Source organism: Acidithiobacillus caldus ATCC 51756 (assembly GCF_000175575.2).
GTDB classification, from domain to species: Bacteria; Pseudomonadota; Gammaproteobacteria; order Acidithiobacillales; family Acidithiobacillaceae; genus Acidithiobacillus_A; species Acidithiobacillus_A caldus.
Genome location: NZ_CP005986.1, coordinates 806468 through 830755 on the forward strand (window position 1 = coordinate 806468; position 24288 = coordinate 830755).

Here is a 24288-nt window from a genome sequence, read left to right on the forward strand (position 1 = left end):
CGCTGGCTGGGAATGGAGAGTAGATGGCTGAGTATAGGGAAGAAGACGGATCCCTGCACGGAAAAGCGCCACTGGCGCCGGATCTGCGCATCGTCCTGGTGGAAACCAGTCACCCGGGCAATATCGGGTCCGCCGCCCGCGCCATGAAGGTCATGGGCCTGGAGCGCCTGGTCCTGGTGCGGCCGCACCGTTTCCCCGATGCCCAGGCGACGGCGCTGGCCTCGGGCGCCGAGGATCTTCTGGAGCGCGCCGAGGTGTACGACGATCTTGCCGCGGCGCTGGCAGACTGTCGGCGGGTCTATGGGACGACTGCTCGCGATCGGCACATCGCTTGGCCGCAGTTGACGGCACGCCCGGCGGCAGCGGAAATCGTGGCCTTGGGTGCTTCGGCACCGGTGGCCATTCTGTTTGGCAACGAGCGCGTCGGGCTCAGCAACCGCGAGTTGGACCTTTGCCAGTGCCTGATCCAGATTCCCACGGCCGAAGCCTACCGCTCCCTCAATCTCGCCCAGGCGGTACAGATCCTGGCCTATGAATTATTGCTGGCGCAGCGGGAGACACGGCACCCGGCGCCGAGTGTGCTGGAGACGGCGGCCCCTCGGGCCGCCATGGAGGGTTTCTATGGGCATCTGGCCCAGGTCCTGCGTCAGGCGGGATTTCTCCAGGCACCGCGTGAGACGCACATGATGCGCCGTCTGCGCAGGCTCTTCGATCGCGCCCGGCCCGACCTCAACGAAGTGTATATCCTGCGGGGCATCCTCACCGAGGTGGAGCGCTGGGCGCAGATGGACAAGGGCGATGGGCATCGTCTCTAATGCTCCGATGACCGCGGATGGCAAGGGCAGGCTAAGGGAGTGAAAACGCATGGCCGGTAGCTGGCGTGAGGAAATGGAAGCCATCTTTGCCCGCGATCCGGCGGCGCGCACGCGCCTGGAGATCCTGCTCACCTATCCTGGTGTGCACGCCCTGCTGATCTACCGGCTGGCACATCGGCTCTGGGTTCACGGCTGGCGCTTGCCGGCACGGCTGCTGTCGGCCTTTGGACGCTGGGCCACGGGCATCGAGATTCACCCTGGCGCACGCATCGGCAAAGGCTTTTTCATCGATCACGGCATGGGGGTCGTCATCGGCGAGACGGCGGAGATCGGCGATGACTGCACCCTCTACCATGGGGTCACCCTGGGCGGTACCTCCTGGCAGCCGGGCAAGCGGCACCCGACCCTGGGCCGGGGGGTGATCGTCGGCGCCGGTGCCAAGGTGTTGGGGCCGATCCGGGTGGGTGACGGCGCCCGGATCGGCTCCAATGCCGTGGTGGTCAAGGACGTGCCCGACGGGGCTACCGTGGTGGGCGTACCGGGTCGGATCGTCAACAAGGGTGCGGGATCGGCACAGTTCGATGCCTATGGTCAACGCGGTCAGATGCCCGATCCGGTGGCGCGGGCGGTGGAGTGCATGCTGGAGCACATGCACCGGCAGGATGCCGAGATTGCCCAGCTGCGGGAGGCCTTGCGGCAGCTCCAGCCGGGAGCCGGCGAGATTGCCGTGGAGGAGTTGCACTGTAGCCTGGATGCCGAGGCGGCGGAGACGGATGTGCGGGAGGGAACCTCGGACCGGAATAGTTGACTAATTCGGTAGGAATTAGTAGGATGCTCACCAGAGTGAGGTAAGGCAATGAAACTGACGACCAAAGGCCGCTACGCGGTCACTGCGATGCTCGACTTGGCCCTGCACCAGGATGGTGGGGTGGTGACCGTCGCCGACATCTCGCAGCGGCAACAGATATCGGTGGCTTACCTGGAGCAGCTTTTCGGTCGTCTGCGCCGGCGGGGTCTGGTGGAGAGTGTGCGGGGTCCCGGCGGTGGTTATCGCCTTGCCGATCCCACGGCGCAGATTCCCTTGACGCAGATCGTCGAGGCGGTCAACGAGTCCATCCACACGACGCAGTGTGGTGGGGATCCGGTGCAGTGCTGCAAGGGCGAAGGCCAGCAGTGTCTGACCCACGATCTCTGGGAGGCCTTGGGACAGCAGATAGCGGCTTTTTTGGGTGGCATCACCCTGGCTCAGCTGGTGGCGGAGCAGCGGCGCAAGGAGGCGCAGGTCGCCGCACCCCTGCGCCTGGCAGCGCGAGCCCGACCCGGTGAGCCTCTACACGGTTGAGGAGAGTGTGACGATGAATCAGGTCAAGTCCCTGTCGGAGGTAAAGACGCAGATGCTGCACAACGGCCAGCACCAGCGCCCCATCTATCTCGACTATCAGTCCACCACGCCGGTAGACCCCCTGGTGCTGGAGCAGATGCTGCCCTACCTGACCCAGGAATTCGGTAACCCGGCGAGCCGGTCGCACAGCTATGGCTGGGCGGCCGAGGAGGCGGTGGAGCGGGCGCGGGCGCAGGTGGCGGCAGCCATCCACGCCGATCCCAAGGAGATCGTCTGGACTTCGGGAGCGACGGAGGCGACCAACCTGGCCATCAAGGGTGCGGCGCATTTCTATTCCGGCAAGGGCAAGCACCTCATCACCCTGCGTACGGAACACAAGGCCACCCTGGACACCTGTCGGCAATTGGAGCGGGAGGGCTTCGAGGTAACCTACCTGGACGTTCAGGAAAACGGCCTGGTGGATCTCGACGCCTTCGTCGCTGCCCTGCGCCCGGACACCATACTGGCCTCCGTGCTCTTTGTGAACAACGAGATCGGGGTCATCCAGCCCATGGAAGCGATCGGTCGCATCCTGCGCGAGCGCAAGATTCTTTTCCATGTGGACGCCGTACAGGCCCTGGGCAAGGTGCCCGTGGACGTGGAGGCCATTCACGCCGATCTCATGAGCCTGTCCGGTCACAAGATCTATGGCCCCAAGGGTATCGGTGCCCTCTATGTGCGGCGCAAACCGCGGGTCCGGGTCGAGGCGCAGATCCACGGTGGCGGCCACGAGCGCGGTATGCGCTCGGGCACCCTGCCGACGCATCAGATCGTCGGCATGGGAGCGGCAGCGGAGCTCGCCGTGCAGTCCATGGAGAGCGACTCGCGGCGTATCCGCCAGTTGCGCGACCGGCTCTGGCGCGGGATTCAGGAGCGGGTTGAAGAAGTCTACGTCAACGGCGACATGGAGCATCGGGTACCGCACAACCTCAATGTCAGCTTCGCCTTCGTCGAAGGCGAGTCGCTGCTCATGGCCCTCAAGGGCATTGCGGTATCCAGTGGTTCTGCCTGTACTTCGGCAAGCCTCGAGCCCTCCTACGTGTTGCGCGCGCTGGGCAAGTCCGATGAATTGGCGCATAGCTCCATCCGCTTCGGTATCGGTCGCTACACCACGGAGGAGGAGATCGATACCACCATCGAGCTCATCGCCGCCAAGGTGGGTAAGCTGCGTGAATTGTCTCCTCTGTGGGAGATGCATCAGGAAGGTATCGACCTCAACAGTATTCAGTGGGCGGCGCACTGAGTTTTTTGCCCGTCGCAAGATCGGAATCGAGAAAGGAGTGAACTACCATGGCCTACAGTGAAAAAGTCATCGATCATTACGAGAATCCCCGCAACGTCGGGAGTTTTGACAAGGGCGACGAGTCCGTCGGTACCGGCATGGTTGGCGCGCCCGCTTGCGGTGATGTCATGCGTCTGCAGATCCGGGTGAATGCGCAGGGCATCATCGAGGACGCCCGCTTCAAGACCTATGGCTGCGGTTCGGCCATTGCCTCCTCGTCGCTCGTGACGGAGTGGGTCAAGGGCAAGACCCTGGACGAAGCCATGACCATCAAGAACAGTCAGATTGCCGAGGAGTTGGAACTACCCCCGGTAAAGATCCACTGCTCGGTGTTGGCCGAGGATGCCATCAAGGCGGCGGTGCAGGATTACCTGCAGAAGCACGGCAGTGCTGCCGGTGAAGCGAAGGTCGCAGCCGAAGCCGCGAGTCACTGAGGCGCCAGCATGGCCATCGTCCTAACGGAACGGGCTGCCGAGCAGGTGCGTCGCAGCATCGCCAAGCGCGGCAAAGGGCAGGGCATCCGTATCGGGGTCAAGACCAGCGGTTGTTCGGGGCTTTCCTACGTGATGGAGTTCGTGGATGAGCCAAGACCCGAGGATCGGGTGTTCAGCCATGCCGATGTGCGCCTCTTCGTGGATCCCAAGAGCTTGATTTATCTGGACGGGATGGAAGTGGATTTCACCCGGGAGGGGCTGAACCAGGGCTTTCGCTTCAACAATCCCAACGTCAAGAACACCTGTGGTTGCGGCGAGAGCTTCACGACCTGATGGCCCCGCTGCGTTGTCCCCAGTGCGGGGCAGAATGCGCTACCTGTTCGGTGCTCTGCCCTGCCTGCTCTGCCCTGCTGCCCTTCGATCCTTCCTGCAGCCTCTTTGCCAGTTTGGGGCTGCCGGAGTCCTACGCCTTGGATGCGGCAGATCTGCGCGAGCGCGCCCTGGATCTGCAACGGCATCTCCACCCCGATCGCTTTGCTCGGGCGTCCGCATCCCTGCAGCGGCGCTCCCTGGAGTGGAGTACGCGGATCAATGAGGCCGCAGCAGTGCTCGGGGACCCCCTGCGACGTGCAGACTATCTTTTTGCTCGACGTTTTGGGCATTCGGCTTTGGGTGAGGCGCAAGGCAGTATTCGCGATCCCGAGCTCCTCATGCGCCAGATGGAGTATCGCGAACAGCTGGAGTCCATTGCCAAGGCGCGGGATCAAGCGGCTCTGGATGACCTGCGCCGACAGATCGGGCAGGATGAACAGAGCCTGCAGCAGCGAGTCGCCGCAGCCTTCGCGCGGGAGGACAGCGACGGCGAGGCCTTGGCTGCGGCCCTTCAGGAATGGCAGTATCTGCGCAAACTGCGGGCAGAATTGGAGCGCAGGGAAGAGTCCTGGGATTTTGCCTAGGGCAGTTGGGCGCATAGCACGAGGAGGGACGTATGGCGTTGATGCAGATTGCCGAACCGGGACAGAGCCAGGCTCCCCATGAGCGGCGTCTGGCCATCGGTATCGACCTCGGCACCACCCATTCCCTGGTGGCAACGGTGCGCTCGGCCATACCCGAGACCATTCCCGATCTGGAGGGGCGGGTGTTGTTGCCCTCCGTGGTGCATTACGCTGCCGATGGGCGGGTCGAGGTGGGCTACGCGGCCCGCGCGGCTGCCGTGGAGGATCCCCACAATACCATTGCCTCGGTGAAACGTTTCATGGGCCGGGGGGCGGCGGATGTCGGCCGTCTTGCGGGGCATCTGCCCTTCGAGATCGTGCCGGGGGAGGGCATGGTGCGGATTCGCACCGTGGCCGGGGACAAGAGTCCCGTGGAGGTCTCGGCGGAGATCCTCAAGGCCCTCAAGGAGCGAGCCGTCGCCGCCCTGGGCGGGGAGCCCCAGGGGGCGGTCATCACGGTGCCGGCCTATTTCGATGACGCCCAGCGGCAGGCCACCAAGGATGCGGCTGCCCTGGCCGGTCTCCCGGTTTTGCGTCTGCTGGCGGAACCGACGGCCGCAGCGGTGGCTTATGGTCTGGACAAGGGCTCCCGTGGTCTCTACGCCGTCTTTGATCTGGGCGGCGGGACCTTCGATTTTTCGCTGTTGCGCCTGCAGCAGGGCGTCTTCGAGGTGCTCGCCACCGCCGGCGATGCCGCTCTGGGTGGTGACGACATGGACCATGCCATAGCCGAGCATCTGCTGGAGGAGTTTCCGGATTTTGCCCGCGACCCGGGCTTTCGGCGCCAGAGTCTGCAGCTTGCGCGTGGTCTGAAAGAGCGTTTGAGCGAGGTGGATTCGGCCACCGCCCAGCTCGTCCTGCCCACGGGCGAGAGCCGTAGCTGGACCTTGCAACGCAGTGATCTCGAGTCCTGGATCGCGCCCATCTTGCAGCGAACCCTGGCGCCTTGCCGCCGGGCCCTGCGCGACGCGGGTGTGGAGCGCTCGGCCATCGACGGGGTGGTGCTGGTGGGCGGTGCCACCCGCGTTCCCCTGTTGCAGCGCATGGTTGCCGAATTCTTTGGCCGGGAGCCCCTGACGGACATCGATCCCGATCGCGTGGTCGCCCTGGGTGCAGCCATTCAGGCCGACGCCCTGGTGGGTAACCAGGGTGAGGACCTCCTGCTCATGGATGTGCTGCCCCTGTCGCTGGGCCTCGAGACCATGGGCGGGCTGGTGGAGAAGATCATTCCGCGCAATACGCCCATCCCGGTGTCGCGCGCCCAGGAGTTCACGACCTTCAAGGATGGTCAGACGGCCATGTCCATCCATGTGCTGCAGGGTGAGCGGGATCGGGTGGAAGACAATCGTTCTCTGGCCCGCTTCACCTTGCGCGGTATCCCTCCCATGGTGGCCGGCCAGGCGCGCATTCGCGTGACCTTTCAGGTGGATGCCGATGGCCTGCTGGCCGTCCGCGCCGAAGAAACCAGCACGGGGGTGCGTGCCGAGGTGCAGGTGAAGCCCTCCTACGGCCTCGACGACGCCGCCATCACCCAGATGCTCCAGGATGCCCTGCAGAACGCCGCCGACGATGTCGCCCATCGCCGCCTGGCCGAGGCCAGGGTAGAGGGTGAGCGGGCGCGTGAGGCCCTGGCCAGCGCCCTGACCGCCGATGCGGCCCTGCTTGCGGACGCTGAGCGCCAGGCCATCGAGGCGGCCCGGGACGATCTCGACCGGGCCCTCGCCGGAAGCGATGCCGATACCATCACCGCCGCCATGGAAGCCTTGGAGAAGGCGGCGGAGGTTTTGGTGGAAAGGCGTATGAACCGTGCCGTGCGCAGTGCCATGGCCGGCCACTCCATCGACGAATGGAAGGATTGAATGACCCACATCCGAGTCCTGCCGCACCACGAACTCTGTCCCGAGGGCGCCGAATTCGATGCCGAACCGGGGGAGAGCATCATCGAAGCGGCGCTGCGCAATGGCGTGCACATCGAGCACGCGTGCGAGATGTCCTGCGCATGTACCACCTGCCACGTGATCCTGCGCGAGGGCTTCGATAGCCTCGAACCCGCCGAAGAAAAGGAAGAGGACCTGCTGGACAAGGCCTGGGGCCTGGAACCGACCTCCCGATTGAGCTGCCAGGCCAAGGTGGGCGATGCCGACCTCGTCATCGAGATTCCCAAGTACACCATCAACCTGGAAAAGGAGCGGCACTGATGCGTTGGACGGACACCCAGGATATCGCCATCGCCCTGGATGAAGCCCATCCCGATGTGGATGTGGCCCACATCCGCTTCACGGACCTGCACCGCTGGGTGACGGAGTTGCCGGAGTTCGCGGACGACCCGGAGCGCTCCAACGAGGGTATCCTCGAGGCCATCCAGATGGCTTGGCTCGCCGAGCGGGACTAGGCGCGGGGCGTGGCGAGAATCGTCGTCGCCCTGTCGGGTGGGGTAGACTCGGCGGTGGCAGCAGCGCTCCTCGCCGATGCGGGTCACGACTTGGTGGGAGTCACCCTGCGTTTGTGGCCTCAGAGTCGCTGCTGCGACGAGCGCGATATCGAAGATGCCGCGGACCTGTGTGCGCAGCTAGGGATCCCCTATCGGGTGTTGGACTATCGTCAGCGGTTTCGCGAGGCCATCGTCGAGCCCTTCGTTGCCGATTACCTGGCCGGACGTACCCCCAATCCCTGCGCGCGCTGCAATCAGCTTCTGAAATTCACTGCCCTGTGGCAGGAATCGGCGGCGCTCGGAGCCGATTTTCTGGCGACAGGGCATTACGTGCGCCTGCGCGAGGTGGGGGACGACTGGCAACTCCGGCGTGCCGTGGATGAGCGCAAGGATCAGTCCTACTTTTTGTTTGCCGTCCCCGGGGAGCTCTTGCCCCGGCTGCGGTTCCCCCTCGGGGAGTGGCGCAAGGAGGAGGTGCGCACCTGGGCACGGCAGCGCGGTTTGGCCATCGCCGCCAAGGGCGATTCACAGGATCTCTGCTTCATCCCCGATGGCGACACCGGCGCCTTCATCAAATCGCAGACGCAGGTGGAGGTACGGCCAGGGGACATTGTCGATGCCACGGGAGCCGTGCTGGGACAGCACGAGGGTCTCGTCCACTACACCGTCGGCCAGCGCCGCGGTCTGGGTGGAGGGGCAGCGGTGCCGCGCTATGTCCTTGCTCTCGATGCCAAGCACAACCGGCTGCAGGTGGGCCCTGAAGCCGCCCTGTTCCGCGGCGAGGCGCGCTTGCGCGACTGTAACTGGTTGACAACACAGAGCGTAGCACTGGACACTCCGGTCACGGTCAAGCTGCGCTACGCAGCGTCCCCGGTCCCGGCGACGCTGCGGCTGCTGGATGGAGCGGCGGCACACCTGCGCTTTGCCACACCACAGCGGGCCATTACCCCGGGGCAGGCTGCCGTGTGCTATGATGGCGATCGGCTGCTGGGCGGCGGTTGGATCGCGGACGGATGAGGCATGCGTTGGAATTGGGTTCTGAAGGAGGGGCGGGAACCGGTGTCCGATCTCGAGCTAGGCAAGACCGTCTATCGCATCCTCGTGGTGGAGGATGAGGAAGGCATCCAGGAGCTTTTGCGTCTGAGCCTGCAGAAACAGGGCTTCGACGTGACCTGCGTGGCGAGTGTGGAACAGGCGGAGGAGCATCTTCGGGATCCCATGCCCCACCTCATCGTGCTCGACTGGATGCTGCCCGGTGAAAGTGGAGTTGCCTGGTGTCGCAGCCTGCGGCGGGCGGAGCGGACCCAGAGCCTGCCCATCATCGTGCTCACCGCCCGGGGCGAAGAGGGCGATCGGGTCCACGGACTGGAGTCCGGCGCCGACGACTATCTGTCCAAGCCCTTTTCGCCGCGGGAACTGGGCGCCCGGGTGCAGGCGCTGCTGCGCCGCAGCTACGGAGGGCTCACTCCAACCCACGTCCGCATTGGTGAACTGCTGGTGGACATCAAGGCCCACCGGGTCACCCTCGACGATGAACTGGTGGGTATGGGCCCCACGGAATTCCGCATGTTGCGCCTCTTTGCCACCAATCCCGACCGCGTCTATTCCCGGGAAGCCCTGCTGGACCACATCTGGGGTCGGCAGAGCTTCATCGAGGAGCGCACCGTGGATGTCCACATCCGCCGCCTGCGCCGTGCCCTGGCCAAGGTGGGCTACGCCAATATCATCGAGACGGTGCGCGGTGAGGGCTATCGCTGCAATCCCTTGGCACCGCGCGGGCTCCTGGTGGAGGAGGATGCGTGAGTTTTCTGCGGGCCTGGTTCCCGCTGCTGCTGCCCCTGAGTCTTGCCCTGCTGTGGTGGTGGGGACGGGTTCCGCTGCACCAGATCGCCGCCTTTCTCTGGTTTTCGGCCTTTGTCTCGGCCCTTTGGGTGGGCTGGCATCGGCAGCAGGCCCTACGCTTTCGCGCCTGGTTTCGGGAAAAACGCACCAGCATGCCGCCCTTGAGTGCGGGCATCTGGGAGGAAACCTTTGCTGAGGGCTACCACTGGCGCCGGCATCAGGAGATCACCCAGCGGCAATTGAGCGCCCAGATCGTGCAGTTGCGCGATGCCCTGCAGGCCATGCCCGATGCCGTCATCCTCATGGACGAGGACGGCCGTCTGCTCTGGGTCAACCCGGCGGCGGTGCAGCTACTCGGCCTGCACTGGCCAGACGACCTCGGCAAACCCTTTGCCTACTGGCTGCGTCTGCCGCAGATGCGCCAGTTTCTGAGCGGCGAGGCAAGCACGGCAATCCAGATGCCCATGCCGCGTGATCCGGAGCGGATAGTGGAGGGCTTGCGCTACCCCCTGGGCGATGCCGGGGCCCTGGTGCTCTTTCGCGACATAACCCGCTTGCGGCAACTGGAGCAGGTGCGCCAGGATTTCGTTGCCAACGTCTCCCACGAACTGCGCAGCCCCCTGACGGTCATCCGCGGATTCCTCGAAAATCTCCTGGACGGCCCCCTGGGTCGTGACGCCGAGGTCGGTCCGCAACTGCGGCTCATGGAGGCACAGAGCCAGCGCATGCAGTCCTTGGTGGAGGATCTGCTCTCCCTGGCCCGCATGGAATCGACGGAACCCGACCCGCAGCGCCTCCAGGAGCTCCTCCCAGCCGAACTTCTGCACCGCAGCCTCAATAGCCTGGCTCCGCGGATTCAGGAAAAAGCGCTGCGACTGGCGTTGGAGGTGGATGAGGATCTGGCCATCCTCGCGGAACCGCTGGATGTTCAGAGCATCGTCCACAATCTCGTGGACAATGCCGTGAAATATTCCGCCGCCGGCGGGCTGATCCGGATAGCTTGGAGTGAGACGGCGACGGAACTGTGCTTTACGGTGGAGGACCAGGGCGATGGCATCGCGCCGGAGCATTTGCGGCGCATCACCGAGCGCTTCTATCGGGTCGATCGCGGACGCTCCCGACGCGTCGGCGGGACGGGTCTGGGGCTCGCCATCGTCCGCCATGCCGTGGAGCGGTACCGCGGACGGCTGGAGATCCACAGCGAGGTGGGTCGCGGTTCGGTCTTTCGGGTCCATTTCCCGTTGGCCCTGGGGCGGCGCCGAGAGGTAGAGCGCGAGCCGGAAAACACCGTCGCTGTCATCAAAGTGTCATAAAATGCCGTTATAATCGGTCGAGTTTTTTACTCGGATGGGGGAGAACATGGCGGAGCAAGGCAAGGCCAAGATCACGGTAAGCCACCTGGATTTTTTTTACGGTAACAACAAGGCACTGAAAGATATCAACATCGAGCTCCCGGAGAAGCAGGTGACGGCTTTCATCGGTCCCTCGGGCTGCGGCAAGTCGACCCTGCTGCGGGTGTTCAACCGGATGTATTCCCTCTACCCCGGGCAGCGGGCCGTTGGTCAGGTGCTGTTGGACGGAGAGGACATCCTCAGCCCCAGCATCGACGTGAACCTGCTCCGCGCGAAGGTGGGAATGGTCTTTCAAAAGCCCACGCCCTTCCCCATGTCCATTTATGACAACATCGCCTTCGGCATCCGCCTTTACGAAAAACTGCGGAAAGTCGAGATGGACGAGCGGATCGAGCAGGCCCTGCGCCAGGCAGCCCTCTGGGATGAAGTCAAGGACAAGCTCAAGGCCAGTGGTCTGAGCCTCTCGGGCGGCCAGCAGCAGCGCCTGTGTATCGCCCGGGCCGTGGCGGTCAAGCCCGAGGTCATCCTTCTGGACGAGCCCACGTCCGCCCTGGATCCCATCGCCACCCTGAAGATCGAGGAACTGGTGAGCGAACTGCGCGATCGTTTCACCATTCTCATCGTCACCCACAACATGCAGCAGGCAGCCCGCGTCTCCAATTTCACGGCCTTCATGTACCTGGGGGAGATGGTGGAATTCGGTCCGACCCAGCAGCTCTTCACCAACCCACAACAGAAGCAGACGGAAGATTACATCACCGGTCGCTACGGCTAAGGAGTCGAACATGGACAAAGAGCCCCACATTTCGCAGCGTTTCGACGAGGAACTTCAGGGTGTGCACGAACTGGTCTTGACCATGGCGGGCGTGGTGGAGGAGCAGTTCGCCAACGCCATGGTGGCCCTGCAGCACCAGGACAGTGAATTGGCCAACGAGATCATCTCCCGGGATGCGGTGGTCAATGGCTATGAGGTCCGCATCGAGGAGGAGTGCATCGGCATCCTGGCCCGGCGGCAACCGGCAGCCGGCGACCTGCGTCTGGTGATGACGCTGATCAAGACCATTGCCGATCTGGAACGTATCGGCGACAAGGCCGCCAAGATTGCCAACATGGTGCTGTCCATGGGCCACGGTTCCCAGGCGATCCACGCCAATTTTCTGCGCGATGTGCACGCCATGGGGGAATATGCGCTGCGCATGCTGCGCGAGGCCATGGATGCGCTGGCGCGGGCCGACGCCGATGCGGCCATCCGCATCGCCCGAGGCGACGAGGAACTCAACCAGGAGTACCGCGGGGCGACGCGGCGTCTCGTGACCTACATGATGGAGGATCCCCGCACCATCACCGCGGCCATCGACGCCCTGTTCATCGCCAAGGCGGTGGAGCGGGTGGGCGACCATGCCCGTAACGTCTGTGAATACGTGATCTACCTTGCCAAGGGGCGCAATGTTCGCCATATTCCCCTGGAACAGGTTGCCAAAGATCTGCAGAAAGGAGCTTCATGACCCTGCCGTCGTCCTCCCCCGAACCTGCGCTCCTGGCTGCCGTCGACCTTGGCTCCAACTCTTTTCACATGGTGGTGGCGCAGGAGTGGGGGACGGAGCTCCGGCTTCTGGATCGTCTGCGTGAGGGCGTGCGTCTGGCCGAGGGCCTGCGTCCGGACGGCAGCCTCGACCCAGCCGTGGCGAGTCGCGCCCTGGAGTGTCTGGCGCGTTTTGCCCAGCGCTTGCAGGGAGTGCCGCCCGAGCGCGTGCGGGTCATCGGCACCAATACCTTGCGCCTGGCCACCCGTGCCGAAGACTTCGTGGGCGCCATCGAAAAAACCCTCGGTTTTCCGGTGGAGATCGTCGCCGGACGGGAAGAGGCGCGCCTGATTTATCTCGGTGTTGCCCACAGCCTCGCCGTGGATGCCCGTGAGCGGCGGCTGGTGGTGGATATCGGCGGTGGCAGCACCGAGGTCATTGCCGGCACCGGTTTTCAGCCCTGGATCACCGAGAGTCTGAATTATGGCTGCGTGGCTTCGACACGCAGCTTCTTTGCCGACGGCCGCATCAGCGAGGCTGCCATGGCGGCCCTGCAGAATCGGGTGCGGCTGGCCATCGAACCGAGCCTTGGCGATTATTTTCGCCACGGTTGGGATCAGGCGGTGGGCTCTTCGGGCACCATCAAGGCGGTATTGCGCATCCTCAGTGAGAACGGCCAGGGCACGCGCATCACCCCCGGCGGTCTGGAGTGGCTGCGCGCGCAGGTACTCCAATTGGGACAGATTTCTGCCCTGCACAAGCTGCGCGGACTGAAGAGCGATCGGGCGGCGGTCTTCCCCGGCGGACTAGCCATCCTCCTCGCCCTCTTCGCCTCCCTGCGGATCCAGGAAATGCGTTTTTCCGAAGGGGCCTTGCGGGAGGGAGCGATCTACGATCTGCTCGGGCGCATCCACCACGAGGACAGTCGTGAACTGAGCGTTGCCAACCTCCAGCAGCGCTTTCACAGCCAGGTACAACGCAATGCCGAAGTCGTGGAGTGGGCAGGGCAGCTGTTTGCCGCCGCACGTCACGCCTGGGCGCTGCACGATGGCCACCTCGCCTGGCTGCGCTGGGCTGCGGCCACCCACGACATCGGGCTGGACATCGCCCACTCGGGCTTTCACAAGCACGGTGAATACATCTGGCGCAATGGCGACATCGCCGGATTCTCGCGACGTGAGCAGAATCTCATCGCCTGTCTGGTGCGCTGCCAACGCAAAAAACTCCTGAGTCTCTCGCAATTGCAGGCCTTGGGAGTCGCGGCGGAGGATGTCGAGGGACTGCAGCGACTGGCCGTGCTCCTGCGCCTGGCCATCGTCCTGCAGCGCGGTGCTACCGGTCTCGACCACAAGCCAAGCCTGACCATTCGTGGGCGGACGCTGGAGTTGCGCTTTCCCCCGAACTGGCGTACCACCGCCCCCTTGTTGGCCGCAGATCTGGAGCAGGAGCAGATCCTGGTCAATCCCGATTTTCAGGTGCTCTGCTAAACCATCGCCCGCAGGGAGGGGAATCCCATCGATCTGTTCAATGGGCTCCTGGAGAGCCTCGGTTACGCGCCAATCACCCTCGACATGGTGATCGAGTTCTTGCGCCACTACGGCTACGGGATCCTCTTTCTCGGAACCCTGCTGGAGGGAGAGGCGGTGGTGGTCGTGGCCGGCGCCCTGGCCCAGGCGGGTATCCTGGAATTGCCGTGGGTGATTGCCGCCGCCTTTGCCGGCAGCACCATCAACGATCAGGTCCTGTACCAGGTGGGGTATCGTTACGGGGATCGCGTGCTGGGATGGATTCCGCTCTTCCTGCGGCGTCATGTGGTCAAGGCCGAGGGGCTGATCCGCCGCTACGGCAATGTCATCACCCTGGTGTTTCGCTTCATCTATGGCACCCGCACCATCACGCCCATCCTCCTGGGTGTGCACCGTTACCCGCCGCGTCGCTACCTGTGGATGAACCCGCTGGCCGCACTGATATGGGCGGTGGTGTTGTCGGTGGTGGGTTATCTCCTCGGCGCCTCGCTGCGCCCGTTGCTAAGGAACGTGCACAACGTTCAGCTGGCGCTTCTTGGGCTACTCATCGTCGGAGCCATCGTCGCTTGGTGGCTGCACCGGCGGCGCTGAAGCGCCGAGGATGGGGGCGCCGGTCTGCGGCGATTGCGGGCGCAAGCATTCTTTGGTATAAACCGCCAGGGCTCATGGGCGAGGGCTTATGGGCCCAAATTCACACACCGATCGGCGCAGGCGCGCGGGTGTCCTTCGGGATCGTCGTCTGGGATCGGTGGCGGACAGCAACCCCTACGCAGGAGCATCTCCATGAGCAGTCCCAATGTCAGCATGCGCGCTTTGCTGGAAGCCGGTGCGCACTTCGGTCACCAGTCGCGTTATTGGCATCCCAAGATGGCCCCCTACATCTTTGGTGAACGCAATCGCATCCACATCATCAACCTCGAGCATACCCTGCCCATGCTGCGTACCGCTCTGGCTTTCCTCGAGCAGGTCTCGCGCAAGCACGGTCGCGTGCTGTTCGTGGGCACCAAGCGTCAGGCGCGCGAGGCCATCGAGGAGGAGGCGCGCCGCTGTGGCGCTTTTTATGTGAACCAGCGCTGGCTGGGCGGGACCCTCACCAATTTCAAGACCATCCGGCAGTCGCTACGTCGCTTTGAGGAGCTGGAGCAGATGAGCGTCGATGGCACGCTGGAAAAACTCACCAAGAAAGAGGTGCTGACCCTCACCCGCGAGCGGGAGAAACTGGAGCGCAGTCTGGGCGGCATCAAGGATATGACCGGTGTGCCCGATGCCCTTTTCGTCATCGATGTCGGGCACGAGAACATCGCCGTTGCCGAGGCCAAGAAGCTGGGGATCCCCGTGGTTGGCGTAGTGGACAGCAACTGCGATCCATCACCCATCGACTACCCCATCCCCGGTAACGACGACGCCACCCGCGCCATCCGCCTCTACGCGAGCCTGGCTGCGGATGCCATCCTCGCCGGTCGTCAGGGCAGCGAAGCCGATCTCCTGGACGATTTCGTCGAGGTCGAGGAAGAAGTCATCGAGATCGACGCCGACTGAACGGCGAAGTCGCCCGAATCACGGACACAAAGGAGCAGCTATGGCTATTTCTGCGCAGCAGGTCAAGGAATTGCGGGAGCGCACGGGCGCCGGCATGATGGAGTGCAAGACGGTCCTGACGGAGGCCGACGGCGACATGGAGGCGGCAGTGGATCTCCTGCGCAAGCGGGGGCTCGCCAAGGCCGACAAGAAGTCGGGCCGAGTGGCCGCCGAGGGACGCATCGCTCTGGCGGAAAGTGCCGATGCCCGCGCGGCGGTGGTGGTGGAGGTCAATTGCGAGACGGACTTCGTCGCCAAGAACGAGGCCTTCGTCGCCTTTGCCCAGGACTGCGCGGCGGCGGCGCTGGAGCGGGGGCTGACGGAGGTGGCGCAGCTGCTGGCCGACGCCGAACTGGAAGAGCGGCGCAAGACCCTGGTCAGCCAGTTGGGTGAGAACATCGCCGTGCGTCGTCTGCAGCGCCTGGAGGTTTCCCAGGGACGTCTGGGCAGCTATCTCCACGGCAATCGCATCGGCGTGCTGGTGGCCCTGGAAGGCGATGGGGCCTCGGAGGATCTGGGCCGCGATCTGGCCATGCACGTGGCGGCCTCCCGTCCGGAAGTGGCCTATCCGGAGCAGGTTTCCGCCGAGCGTCTGGAGCGGGAAAAGGAAATCTATCGCGCTCAGGCGGCGGAGAGTGGCAAACCCGCCGAGATCGTCGAGAAGATGATCAGTGGTCGGATGAGCAAGTTCGTAAACGAGATCGCCCTCGTGGGCCAGGCCTTCGTCAAGGATCCGGACCGGAGCGTTGGCGACCTGCTCAAAGCGCACCCGGGGCTTCGCGTGACGGGCTTCGTCCGCTTTGAGGTGGGTGAGGGCATCGAGAAGCAGCAGGGGCCGGATTTCGCCACGGAGGTCATGTCCCAGGTCCGGGGTGCCTGAATGGGACCCGCCATCCGTTACTCCCGCATCCTTCTCAAACTGAGCGGTGAGGCCCTCATGGGAGAGGGCCAGTACGGTGTGGATCGTAGCGTCGTGCAACGGATGGCGGCCGAAATCAAGAGCGTGGCCGATGCCGGGGTGCAGGTGGCTCTGGTCATCGGTGGCGGCAATATCTTCCGGGGCATGGCCAAGGCCGCCGAGGGCATGGACCGGGCGACGGCGGACTACATGGGTATGCTGGCGACGGTCATGAACGCGCTGGCGGTGCAGGATGCCCTGGAGCACCTGGGGCTGCCCACGCGGGTGCAGTCGGCCCTGCACATCGAGCAGGTGGCGGAGCCCTACATCCGGCGGCGGGCCATCCGTCACCTGGAGAAGGGGCGCGTGGTCATCTTTGGCGCCGGTACCGGCAATCCTTTTTTCACGACGGACACAGCGGCTAGCCTGCGGGCGGTGGAGATCAATGCCGAACTGGTGCTCAAGGGCACCAAGGTAGATGGCGTCTACACCGATGATCCGGTCACCCATCCGGAGGCCATGCGCTATCGTGAGTTGACTTTCAATCAGGTGCTGGAGCAGGGGCTGCAGGTCATGGACGCCACGGCCATTACCTTGTGTCGGGACAACGACATGCCCATCGTCGTCTTTTCCATGAACAAGCCTGGCGCCCTCATGCGGGTGCTGCAGGGTGAGGAGGAGGGGACCTTGGTGCAAAGAGAGGTGTCATGAGTATTGCGGAAATCAAGAAAGATGCAGAGCAGCGCATGAAGAAGAGCATCGAGGCGCTGAAATCGGAACTGACGCGCCTGCGCACAGGAAGGGCCAGCGCCGGCTTGCTGGACCACGTCGAGGTGGACTACTACGGGTCGCCCACGCCCCTGTCGCAGGTGGCCTCCATTTCCGTTGCCGATGCCCGCTCTCTCCTGGTGACGCCCTGGGAAAAGCCCCTGATCCCCAAGATCGACAAGGCCATTCGTGACGCGGGCCTGGGCCTGAATCCGGTGGCTGGGTCGGACAATGTGCGGGTGCCGCTGCCGGCGCTGTCGGAAGAGCGGCGCAAGGAAATGGTCAAGATCGTGCGCCAGGAAGGTGAGGGTGCGCGCGTGGCCATCCGCAACATCCGCCGCGATGCCATTGCCCAGGTGAAGGATCTGCTCAAACAGAAAAGCATCTCTGAGGATGAGGGGCGGCGCGCCGAAGAAGAGTTTCAGAAGCTCACGGATCGCTTCGTCGACGAGGTGGATGGCGTGGTGGAGGCCAAGGAATCGGACCTCATGGAGGTCTGATGACCGGGCTGAATCGCAGCACGACCCTACCGCGCCACCTCGCCATCATCATGGACGGCAATGGACGCTGGGCGTACCGGCGTCACCTGCCGCGCGTGGCGGGGCATCGACGCGGGGCGGAGGTGGTGCGCGAGATGGTGCAATCCTGCGCCGAACTGGGCGTGGCGCACCTCACCCTCTTCGCCTTCAGTACCGAGAACTGGCGGCGCCCGCCGCTGGAGGTTCGTCTGCTGATGAACCTGTTCCGTCTCATGCTGCGCCGCGAGGCGCGCCGCCTTCACGAGCATGGGGTACGGCTGCGGATCATCGGTGATCGCCGGGCTCTGGAGGCGGACATCGTGGCCCTCATCGAGGAAGCGGAGACGCTCACCGCCAGTAACGATCGACTCACCCTCAACCTGGCCGTCAACTACGGTGGGCGCTGGGACATAGCGCAGGCGGCCCGTACCGCCGCCTTGGAATTGCAGCGTCGTGGAGGGGATCTCGCTGAACTGGACGAGGCAAGCATCGCGCCACACCTCGCTTTGGCCGATAGCCCCGAGCCGGATCTGCTCATCCGCACCGGCGGCGAGGAGCGTATCAGCAATTTTCTGATCTGGCAGATGGCCTACACGGAATTCTATTTCACTGAGGTGCTCTGGCCGGATTTCGATCGCGACGCGCTGGAGCAGGCGCTGCGGTCCTTTGCGCAACGGCAGCGGCGTTTCGGCCGCACCGGCGATCAGCTTCTGGACGACGCTTGCAGCAGCGAATAGTCACTGCTGCGCTGTTGTTCCTGGTTTTCGTTCCTTTGGTGTACTGGGCGCCCGCGCCCATCTTCCGCCTGTTCCTTGCCGGCGTTTTCCTGCTCGCGTTGGACGAATGGCTGCAGCTCGCGCAGCTGGGACGGCATCGTCTCTGGGCCCTTCTGGGGAGCCTCGGCTTTCTGATCCTCGTCTTTTTTTGGCGCGGCGGCATCTGGCTTTGCGCTGTTGCCGGCATATTCTGGCTGCTCATCCCCATCGTCCTGCTGCGTGCCCGTACTCCCGCAAAAGTGCAGAGGGCGCCGCGGTGGATGGCGCTACTCGCCGTGCCGGCGCTTTTCCCTGCCTTTCTCTTGGCGGCGATCCTTCAGGGGCAGCGTCCGCCACTGCTCTTGTGGGTCATCCTCCTCGTCAGTGCCACGGACATTCTGGCGCTGGCCGTGGGCAAGACCTGGGGGCGCAAGCCGCTGGCGCCCTGGCTGAGTCCAGCCAAGACCCGAGAAGGTCTCTACGGTGGCTTGCTTGCCGGACTGATGATGGGCACACTGGGGGCAATGGTCCTGATCGGCAGGGATCCCCATGCACTGGTGGGCGGTGCTGTGCTGGGCTTGCTGGTGGCCGCTTTTGGCGTGGTGGGCGATCTCCTGGAGAGCCTGCTCAAGAGGCGCAGTGGTCATAAGGACAGCGGCAGGATCCTGCCTGGTCATGGCGGTGTGCTGGATCGGATCGATGCGATGCTGGCGGGAATTCCGGTATTTGTTCTGGGTCTGATAGCTCTGGGTTGGTGGAAATGACACGCGGAATCTGTATCTTGGGGGCCACGGGCTCCATCGGCAAAAGCACCCTGGACGTGATCGGCCGGCACCCGGAAGCGTTCCGGGTCCTCGCCTTGACGGGTAACCATCGGGTCCAGGAAATGCTGGAGATAGCCCTGCGGCACTCGCCGGAGTTCGTGGCCATGGCCAACCCGGATGCGGCGACGGCGCTGCACACGGCCCTGGTGGCAGCGGGTCGCGACGATATCCGCGTGGGCAGTGGGACGGAGGCCTTGCTGGAAGCGGTGCGATGGCCGGGTGTGTCTGAGGTGATGGCGGCCATCGTTGGCGCTGCGGGCCTGATGCCGACCCTCGCCGCCGTGCGCGCAGGGCATCGCGTCTATCTGGCCAACAAGGAGTGTCTGGTCATGGCCGGGTCCTACTTCATGGAGGAGGTGCGTCGGCACGATGCCACGCTGCTCCCCATCGATAGCGAACACAATGCCGTCTTTCAATGTTTCGGGGACCCGAAAGGCGTGCGCCGCATCCTGCTGACGGCATCGGGGGGGCCCTTCCGGACTTGGCCCCTGGAACGCCTGCAGGACGTCACCCCGGAGCAGGCCTGTGCACACCCCAACTGGGTGATGGGACGGAAGATCTCCGTGGACTCGGCGACCATGATGAACAAAGGCCTGGAGGTCATCGAGGCACACTGGCTGTTCTCCCTCCCCGCAGACCAGATCGATGTGCTGATCCACCCGCAGAGCATCATCCACTCCATGGTCGAATACCTGGATGGGTCGGTGCTGGCGCAGCTCGGCAATCCGGACATGCGCACACCCATTGCCCACGCCCTGGCATACCCGCAGCGTATGCACAGCGGCGTATCCTCCCTCGACCTGGCGCGCGGCCCTGCCCTGGAATTCGAGGAGCCGGACCTTGCGCGCTTTCCCTGTCTTGGTCTGGCCTTCGCGGCCCTCCGTGCGGATGGAGCAGCGGCTACGGTGCTCAATGCGGCCAATGAGGTGGCGGTGGCGTCTTTTCTGGACGGTCGCTTGCCCTTTTCCGCCATTGCCCGTCTCGTGGAGCAGACCCTCACGGATTACCAGCCGGCGCAGCCAACGGATCTCGACGCTGTGCTGGACATCGATGCCGAAGCCCGCCGGGTCGCTGCGGCGCACCTTGGGCTGGCAGCCGCCTGAGCGTCTGCTGTTCATGGGCCTGTTGCTCACCCTGTTGGCCTTTGTCATCGCCATCGGTCTGTTGATTCTGGTGCACGAATCCGGCCACTTCTGGGTGGCCCGGGCCATGGGTGTCCAGGTCCTGCGTTTCAGCATCGGCTTTGGCAAGCCGCTGCTGCGCTGGCAACGCAGTCCCGAGGATACCGAGTATGTCCTTGCTGCCATCCCCTTGGGGGGCTATGTAAAGATGTTGGGGGAGCAGGATGGCTCCACCTTGCCGCCGGCGCAGCGGGCGCGCGCCTACGATCAGCTGCCACCGGCGCGGCGATTTCTCATTGCCCTGGCGGGACCGGCGGCCAATTTCGTGCTGGCCGTGGTCGCCTATGCCGGCGTCGCAATCATCGGCATTCCCGGTCTTGCTCCCGTGGTCGGCACCGTGGCCCCCCATGGCCTTGGACAGCGCGCCCAGCTCGTGCCCGGCGACCGTATCCTGGCGGTGAACGGACATGCGGTCAGCACCTGGGAGGATCTGCGCATGGATCTCCTGGCGGCGGCAGTGGGTAGCGAGCGTCTGCAGTTGCGCATCCGCAGTCCGGATGGTCGGCTTGAGTCCCGCGAATTGTCGCTGCAAAAACTGCCCCCAGACAGTGTTGGTCCCGATTTCATGGAAAAGGTGATGGGACTCGGTCCCTATCTGCCGCCCGTGGTGGGTGCGGTGCAGGCCGACAGTCCGGCAGCCATGGCCGGCCTGCAGCCCGGCGATCGCATTCTGGCTGTGGACGGCAGGCCCGTATACAGCTGGCAGGATCTGGCCCGTCGCATTGAATCTTATCCGCACCAGCGTCTGCTGTTGCGCCTCGAGCGCAAAGGTGTCACCCAGGTACGGGCCGTGACCACCGAATACGTCCTCGATGCCAAGGGGCAGCCCCAGGGACGGATCGGGATCGTCATGGCACCGCTGCCGGCGGACCTCATCGTGCGCAAGGAGCGCGGCCCACTCGCAGCCATGGCCTACGGCGCGCGCCAGACCTTCCGTATGTCGGTCCTGACGGTGGAGATGCTGGGACAGATGATCTCGGGCCGGGTCTCGCCCAGCAACATCAGCGGTCCCATCGGCATCGCCGAGGCCGCTGGGCAGAGTTTTGCCGCGGGTCTCGCCCCGTATCTGGCCTTTCTCGCACTCATCAGCATCAGCCTGGGGGTGCTCAACCTATTGCCCATCCCCATCCTCGATGGCGGTCACCTCGTCTTCTGCGCCGTGGAAATGGCGACGGGTCGCCCCCTGCCGGCGGCGGTGGTGCAAAAAGCGCAGATGATCGGTATAGTGCTGCTTCTGATGCTCATGTCCTTCGCCTTCTACAACGATATTCTGAGACTGTTGAAACCGTGAAAAAAATCAGCCTCGTACCTCAAGCTTCCAGCGTCCTGGTCGTAACGGCGGCGATCGTCGGTAGTGTCTGGGCTACTCCTGCCCTGGCCTTCGCGCCCTTTACGGTCAAGAATATCGAGATCCGTGGGTTGGAGCACATCGCCCCGGGTACAGTCTACAACTATTTGCCGATTCACATCAGCGAAACCGTGGACGATCAGAAGGCGCAGCAAGCCATCAAGGAACTGTACTCCACCGGGTTTTTCAAGGATGTCACCATCGCCCGTTCCGGAGACGATCTGTTGGTGGTGGTGCAGGAACGGCCCATCATCGCCAGCATTCGCACCAAGGGCATCAAGGCCTTCTCCAAGGATGAACTGCAGGGAACCTTCAAGGGCATCGGTCTCGAAGAACGGCATATCTTCAACCGTGCCGTCCTCGATCAGGTGGTGCAGGGATTACAGCAACAATACGAGGGCATGGGCTATTACAATGCCAAAATCACCACCCACGTCGAGAAACTGCCGCGCAATCGCGTGGCCATAGATATCGATGTGCATCAGGGTGAGCAGGCCACCATAAAACAGGTCACCATCGTCGGGAATCATGCCTTCAGCGAGAGCCGGCTGCGCGGGTTGTTCTCCATCGGTGCGCCGGACGCTTTTTCCTTTTTTACCAAGAACGATCGCTACTCGCGGGAGAAGCTGGAAAAAAGTCTGGAGAAGCTCCACGATTTCTACCTCGACCGGGGCTATCTCAATTTCGCCATCGAGTCCTCCCAGGTACAGGTTACGCCCAACCGTCGCTACGTCTACATTACCGTCAATATTCATGAGGGGCCGGTTTATCGAATCAGCAAGGTCGAGTTGACGGGTAATCTGGTCCTGCCGCGCAAGGATCTGGAAAAGCTGGTGGAGGTCAAGCCGGGTGAGCGTTTCTCACGGGAGCGGATCAACGCTACCAATCAGGCCATTGCGGAAAAGCTCGGCGATTATGGTTACGCGTTTGCCAATACCACGCCGGTACCCGAGGTGGACGAGAAAAAGCATGAGGTCGCCATCGATTTTCAGGTGGATCCGGGCAATCGCGTCTACATCCGGCGTATTGAAATCAGCGGTAACGACAAGAGTCGGGATTACGTCATCCGCCGTCAGTTCCGCCAGATGGAAGGCGCCCTGTACAATCGCGAACTGATCGATCGCTCCAAGCTGCGTCTGCAACAGACGGGTTTCTTTGACAAGGTGGATACCAAGACGGTGCCGGTGCCCGGACATCCCGACGAGCTGGATCTGGATGTGCACGTCAGCGAGCGACCGACGGGCAGCTTCAGCGTGGGTGTGGGCTACTCCAACGCCCAAGGCTTCCTCTTCAATGGCTCCATCAGCCAGAATAATTTCATGGGTACGGGTAATGCGCTGTCGTTCTCTGCCAACGTGGGCGGCCTGGGTACGGCGTACAACCTGTCTTTTACCAATCCGTATTTCACGCCCGATGGCATCAGCCTGGGCTTCAATCTCTATCGTAACGACACCAATCTGTCGACTCTGGCCATCGCGCCGTATCAGGAGATCGACTACGGCGCCTCGGTGACCTTGGGTATACCGGTGCTGGAGTACGTCTACGATTACATGACCCTGGGCTTCGATCATACCAACATCAATCTGCAAAACGGCGCGAATTATCCGCTTTACCAGAACTACATCGATCTGTACGGCAATTCGGCCAATTCCATTACCCTGGGTAATGACCTGGTCTACAACAGCACCAACTCGCCCATCTTCCCCACCAAGGGCGTGTACGGTAGCCTGTCGTTGAAGGCAGCGGTGCCACCGGGAAAATTGCGTTTCTACAAGGCCGAGATCAAAGCCAATTATTATCATCCCTTCACCTCCTGGTTGTCTGGGGGGTTGGGTGCGCGTTATGGCTTCATCAATAGCTATTCGGGCAAACCGGTGCCCTTCTTCGATAACTTTTATCTGGGCGGGCCGACCACCTTGCCCGGGTACCAGACCTATGCCCTGGGCCCGCAGATCGACGGTTATCCTGTGGGTGGTACGCGTGAGCTCCTGCTCGATGCCAACCTCTATTTCCCCTTGCCGGGCCTCCAGGACAACAAGAATTTTCGTATGAATCTGTTCGTTGCCAGCGGCTGGGTATATGGCGTGAGTGCCGATTCTGCGGGCAATTTCCAGTACACCAACAACTATTTCCCGAGCCTTGGCAATCTGCGGACCACAGCCGGTGTGGGCTTTCTGTGGATCAGCCCCCTTGGCCCCCTGCGCCTGTCCTTGGCCATTCCCCTGGACAAGAAGCCGGGTGACCTGACCCAGCCGCTGCAGTTCACCGTAGGAAACGCCTTCTGATCATGTGGTTGCGGAGGCACGGGAACCGGCTCTGGCTGTCTGTTCTGGCGCTACTGCTGCTTGCCTGGACGCCCGGGGCGATAGCCGAAGGCATAAAGATTGGCTTCGTGGACCTGGACAAGGCCCTGCGCGAGTTGCCCGAGGCGCAGGCGGGGGCGGCCAGCCTCAATCGACAAATCGAGGCGCGGCAGAAGGAAATCGAGGCCAAGCGTCAGGAGATCGACAACTTTCAGCGTAGCCTCGAAAAGGATTTCCCCAAGCTCAGCAATGCCCAGCGCCAGGAGCGGGAGGCGCAGTTGCAGGCCATGGTCATGAGCCTGCAAAAGTATCAGCGCAAGGCTCAGGACGAAATCAGTGTGCAGCGCAATGAGATCCTGGAAAAGATCCAGAACCGCCTGGTTCACGTGGTGAGCCAGATCGGTCAGGCGGGTCACTACACCCTCATTTTGAACGACAAGTCCGTGCTGTACGTCAACGGCGCCATCGATCTGACCCAACAGGTCGTGGCGGCCATGGAGAAACAGCCGGCAAGCAAGGGCGACCGGAAATGAT

Annotated in this window: 27 protein-coding genes; all 27 read left to right on the top strand. The window is 63.4% G+C overall.

Annotation, left to right across the window (positions count from 1 at the left end; all coding sequences use genetic code 11):
• Positions 1-23 precede the first annotated feature (23 nt).
• The 27 genes from ACAty_RS04020 (at position 24) to ACAty_RS04150 (ending at position 24287) form a co-directional block, all read left to right on the top strand.
• Positions 24-815, top strand: coding sequence for an RNA methyltransferase (locus ACAty_RS04020; RefSeq protein ID WP_004871047.1), 792 nt, complete (start codon positions 24-26; stop codon positions 813-815).
• Positions 816-864: 49 nt separating this feature from the next.
• Positions 865-1623 (top strand): serine O-acetyltransferase, encoded by a 759-nt coding sequence (cysE, locus tag ACAty_RS04025; protein ID WP_004871049.1) that lies wholly within the window; start codon positions 865-867, stop codon positions 1621-1623.
• 48 nt (positions 1624-1671) lie between these two features.
• Positions 1672-2157, top strand: a complete 486-nt coding sequence (locus ACAty_RS04030) for an Rrf2 family transcriptional regulator (protein WP_014002501.1) — start codon at positions 1672-1674, stop codon at positions 2155-2157.
• A 13-nt stretch (positions 2158-2170) separates the two neighbouring features.
• Positions 2171-3439 (top strand): IscS subfamily cysteine desulfurase, encoded by a 1269-nt coding sequence (locus tag ACAty_RS04035; protein WP_004871053.1) that lies wholly within the window; start codon positions 2171-2173, stop codon positions 3437-3439.
• A 47-nt stretch (positions 3440-3486) separates the two neighbouring features.
• Positions 3487-3912, top strand: coding sequence for a Fe-S cluster assembly scaffold IscU (gene iscU, locus ACAty_RS04040; RefSeq protein WP_004871055.1), 426 nt, complete (start codon positions 3487-3489; stop codon positions 3910-3912).
• Positions 3913-3921: 9 nt separating this feature from the next.
• Complete coding sequence (gene iscA / locus ACAty_RS04045) at positions 3922-4245, top strand: iron-sulfur cluster assembly protein IscA (protein ID WP_004871057.1); 324 nt, start codon at positions 3922-3924, stop codon at positions 4243-4245.
• On the top strand, positions 4245-4868 hold the full coding sequence (gene hscB, locus ACAty_RS04050; RefSeq protein WP_226047686.1) for a Fe-S protein assembly co-chaperone HscB: 624 nt from the start codon (positions 4245-4247) through the stop codon (positions 4866-4868). The genes iscA and hscB overlap by 1 nt, the downstream gene beginning before the upstream one ends.
• 32 nt (positions 4869-4900) lie before the next feature.
• Positions 4901-6766, top strand: a complete 1866-nt coding sequence (hscA, locus tag ACAty_RS04055) for a Fe-S protein assembly chaperone HscA (protein ID WP_004871060.1) — start codon at positions 4901-4903, stop codon at positions 6764-6766.
• Positions 6767-7105 carry an ISC system 2Fe-2S type ferredoxin gene (fdx, locus tag ACAty_RS04060; protein WP_004871062.1) on the top strand — a complete coding sequence of 113 codons (339 nt, stop codon included), beginning with the start codon at positions 6767-6769 and terminating at the stop codon, positions 7103-7105.
• Complete coding sequence (gene iscX, locus ACAty_RS04065; protein ID WP_004871065.1) at positions 7105-7299, top strand: Fe-S cluster assembly protein IscX; 195 nt, start codon at positions 7105-7107, stop codon at positions 7297-7299. The genes fdx and iscX overlap by 1 nt, the downstream gene beginning before the upstream one ends.
• A gap of 9 nt (positions 7300-7308) precedes the next feature.
• Positions 7309-8355 carry a tRNA 2-thiouridine(34) synthase MnmA gene (gene mnmA, locus ACAty_RS04070; protein ID WP_004871066.1) on the top strand — a complete coding sequence of 349 codons (1047 nt, stop codon included), beginning with the start codon at positions 7309-7311 and terminating at the stop codon, positions 8353-8355.
• Between the two features lie 3 nt (positions 8356-8358).
• On the top strand, positions 8359-9141 hold the full coding sequence (phoB, locus tag ACAty_RS04075) for a phosphate regulon transcriptional regulator PhoB (RefSeq protein ID WP_198924226.1): 783 nt from the start codon (positions 8359-8361) through the stop codon (positions 9139-9141).
• Entirely contained in the window at positions 9138-10493 is a 1356-nt protein-coding gene (gene phoR / locus ACAty_RS04080) for a phosphate regulon sensor histidine kinase PhoR (RefSeq protein ID WP_004871070.1), read from the top strand. Before phoB ends, phoR begins: the two co-directional genes overlap by 4 nt.
• A gap of 46 nt (positions 10494-10539) precedes the next feature.
• Entirely contained in the window at positions 10540-11307 is a 768-nt protein-coding gene (gene pstB / locus ACAty_RS04085) for a phosphate ABC transporter ATP-binding protein PstB (protein ID WP_004871073.1), read from the top strand.
• Between the two features lie 10 nt (positions 11308-11317).
• Positions 11318-12037: a phosphate signaling complex protein PhoU gene (phoU, locus tag ACAty_RS04090; RefSeq protein WP_004871075.1), complete on the top strand. Its 720-nt coding sequence runs from the start codon at positions 11318-11320 to the stop codon at positions 12035-12037.
• A complete protein-coding gene (locus tag ACAty_RS04095; protein ID WP_014002504.1) occupies positions 12034-13542 on the top strand; it encodes a Ppx/GppA phosphatase family protein in 1509 nt (502 codons plus the stop codon). The genes phoU and ACAty_RS04095 overlap by 4 nt, the downstream gene beginning before the upstream one ends.
• Positions 13543-13626: 84 nt before the next feature.
• Positions 13627-14172 carry a DedA family protein gene (locus ACAty_RS04100; RefSeq protein WP_004871091.1) on the top strand — a complete coding sequence of 182 codons (546 nt, stop codon included), beginning with the start codon at positions 13627-13629 and terminating at the stop codon, positions 14170-14172.
• A 192-nt stretch (positions 14173-14364) separates the two neighbouring features.
• On the top strand, positions 14365-15120 hold the full coding sequence (rpsB, locus tag ACAty_RS04105) for a 30S ribosomal protein S2 (RefSeq protein WP_004871093.1): 756 nt from the start codon (positions 14365-14367) through the stop codon (positions 15118-15120).
• 40 nt (positions 15121-15160) lie between these two features.
• Entirely contained in the window at positions 15161-16039 is an 879-nt protein-coding gene (gene tsf, locus ACAty_RS04110; RefSeq protein WP_004871095.1) for a translation elongation factor Ts, read from the top strand.
• The gene (gene pyrH / locus ACAty_RS04115; protein ID WP_004871098.1) at positions 16040-16768 is read left to right on the top strand and encodes a UMP kinase; all 729 of its coding nucleotides are present in this window, start codon (positions 16040-16042) and stop codon (positions 16766-16768) included.
• Complete coding sequence (gene frr / locus ACAty_RS04120; RefSeq protein WP_004871100.1) at positions 16765-17325, top strand: ribosome recycling factor; 561 nt, start codon at positions 16765-16767, stop codon at positions 17323-17325. The genes pyrH and frr overlap by 4 nt, the downstream gene beginning before the upstream one ends.
• Positions 17325-18080 carry a polyprenyl diphosphate synthase gene (uppS, locus tag ACAty_RS04125; RefSeq protein ID WP_004871101.1) on the top strand — a complete coding sequence of 252 codons (756 nt, stop codon included), beginning with the start codon at positions 17325-17327 and terminating at the stop codon, positions 18078-18080. The genes frr and uppS overlap by 1 nt, the downstream gene beginning before the upstream one ends.
• Positions 18065-18862 (top strand): phosphatidate cytidylyltransferase, encoded by a 798-nt coding sequence (locus tag ACAty_RS04130; RefSeq protein ID WP_004871102.1) that lies wholly within the window; start codon positions 18065-18067, stop codon positions 18860-18862. Before uppS ends, ACAty_RS04130 begins: the two co-directional genes overlap by 16 nt.
• Positions 18859-20025 (top strand): 1-deoxy-D-xylulose-5-phosphate reductoisomerase, encoded by a 1167-nt coding sequence (ispC, locus tag ACAty_RS04135; RefSeq protein ID WP_038471655.1) that lies wholly within the window; start codon positions 18859-18861, stop codon positions 20023-20025. The genes ACAty_RS04130 and ispC overlap by 4 nt, the downstream gene beginning before the upstream one ends.
• Entirely contained in the window at positions 19973-21394 is a 1422-nt protein-coding gene (gene rseP / locus ACAty_RS04140; protein WP_226047685.1) for an RIP metalloprotease RseP, read from the top strand. Before ispC ends, rseP begins: the two co-directional genes overlap by 53 nt.
• Positions 21391-23736 (top strand): outer membrane protein assembly factor BamA, encoded by a 2346-nt coding sequence (gene bamA, locus ACAty_RS04145; protein ID WP_004871108.1) that lies wholly within the window; start codon positions 21391-21393, stop codon positions 23734-23736. Before rseP ends, bamA begins: the two co-directional genes overlap by 4 nt.
• 2 nt (positions 23737-23738) lie before the next feature.
• Entirely contained in the window at positions 23739-24287 is a 549-nt protein-coding gene (locus ACAty_RS04150; RefSeq protein ID WP_014002507.1) for an OmpH/Skp family outer membrane protein, read from the top strand.
• Position 24288: the final 1 nt, after the last annotated feature.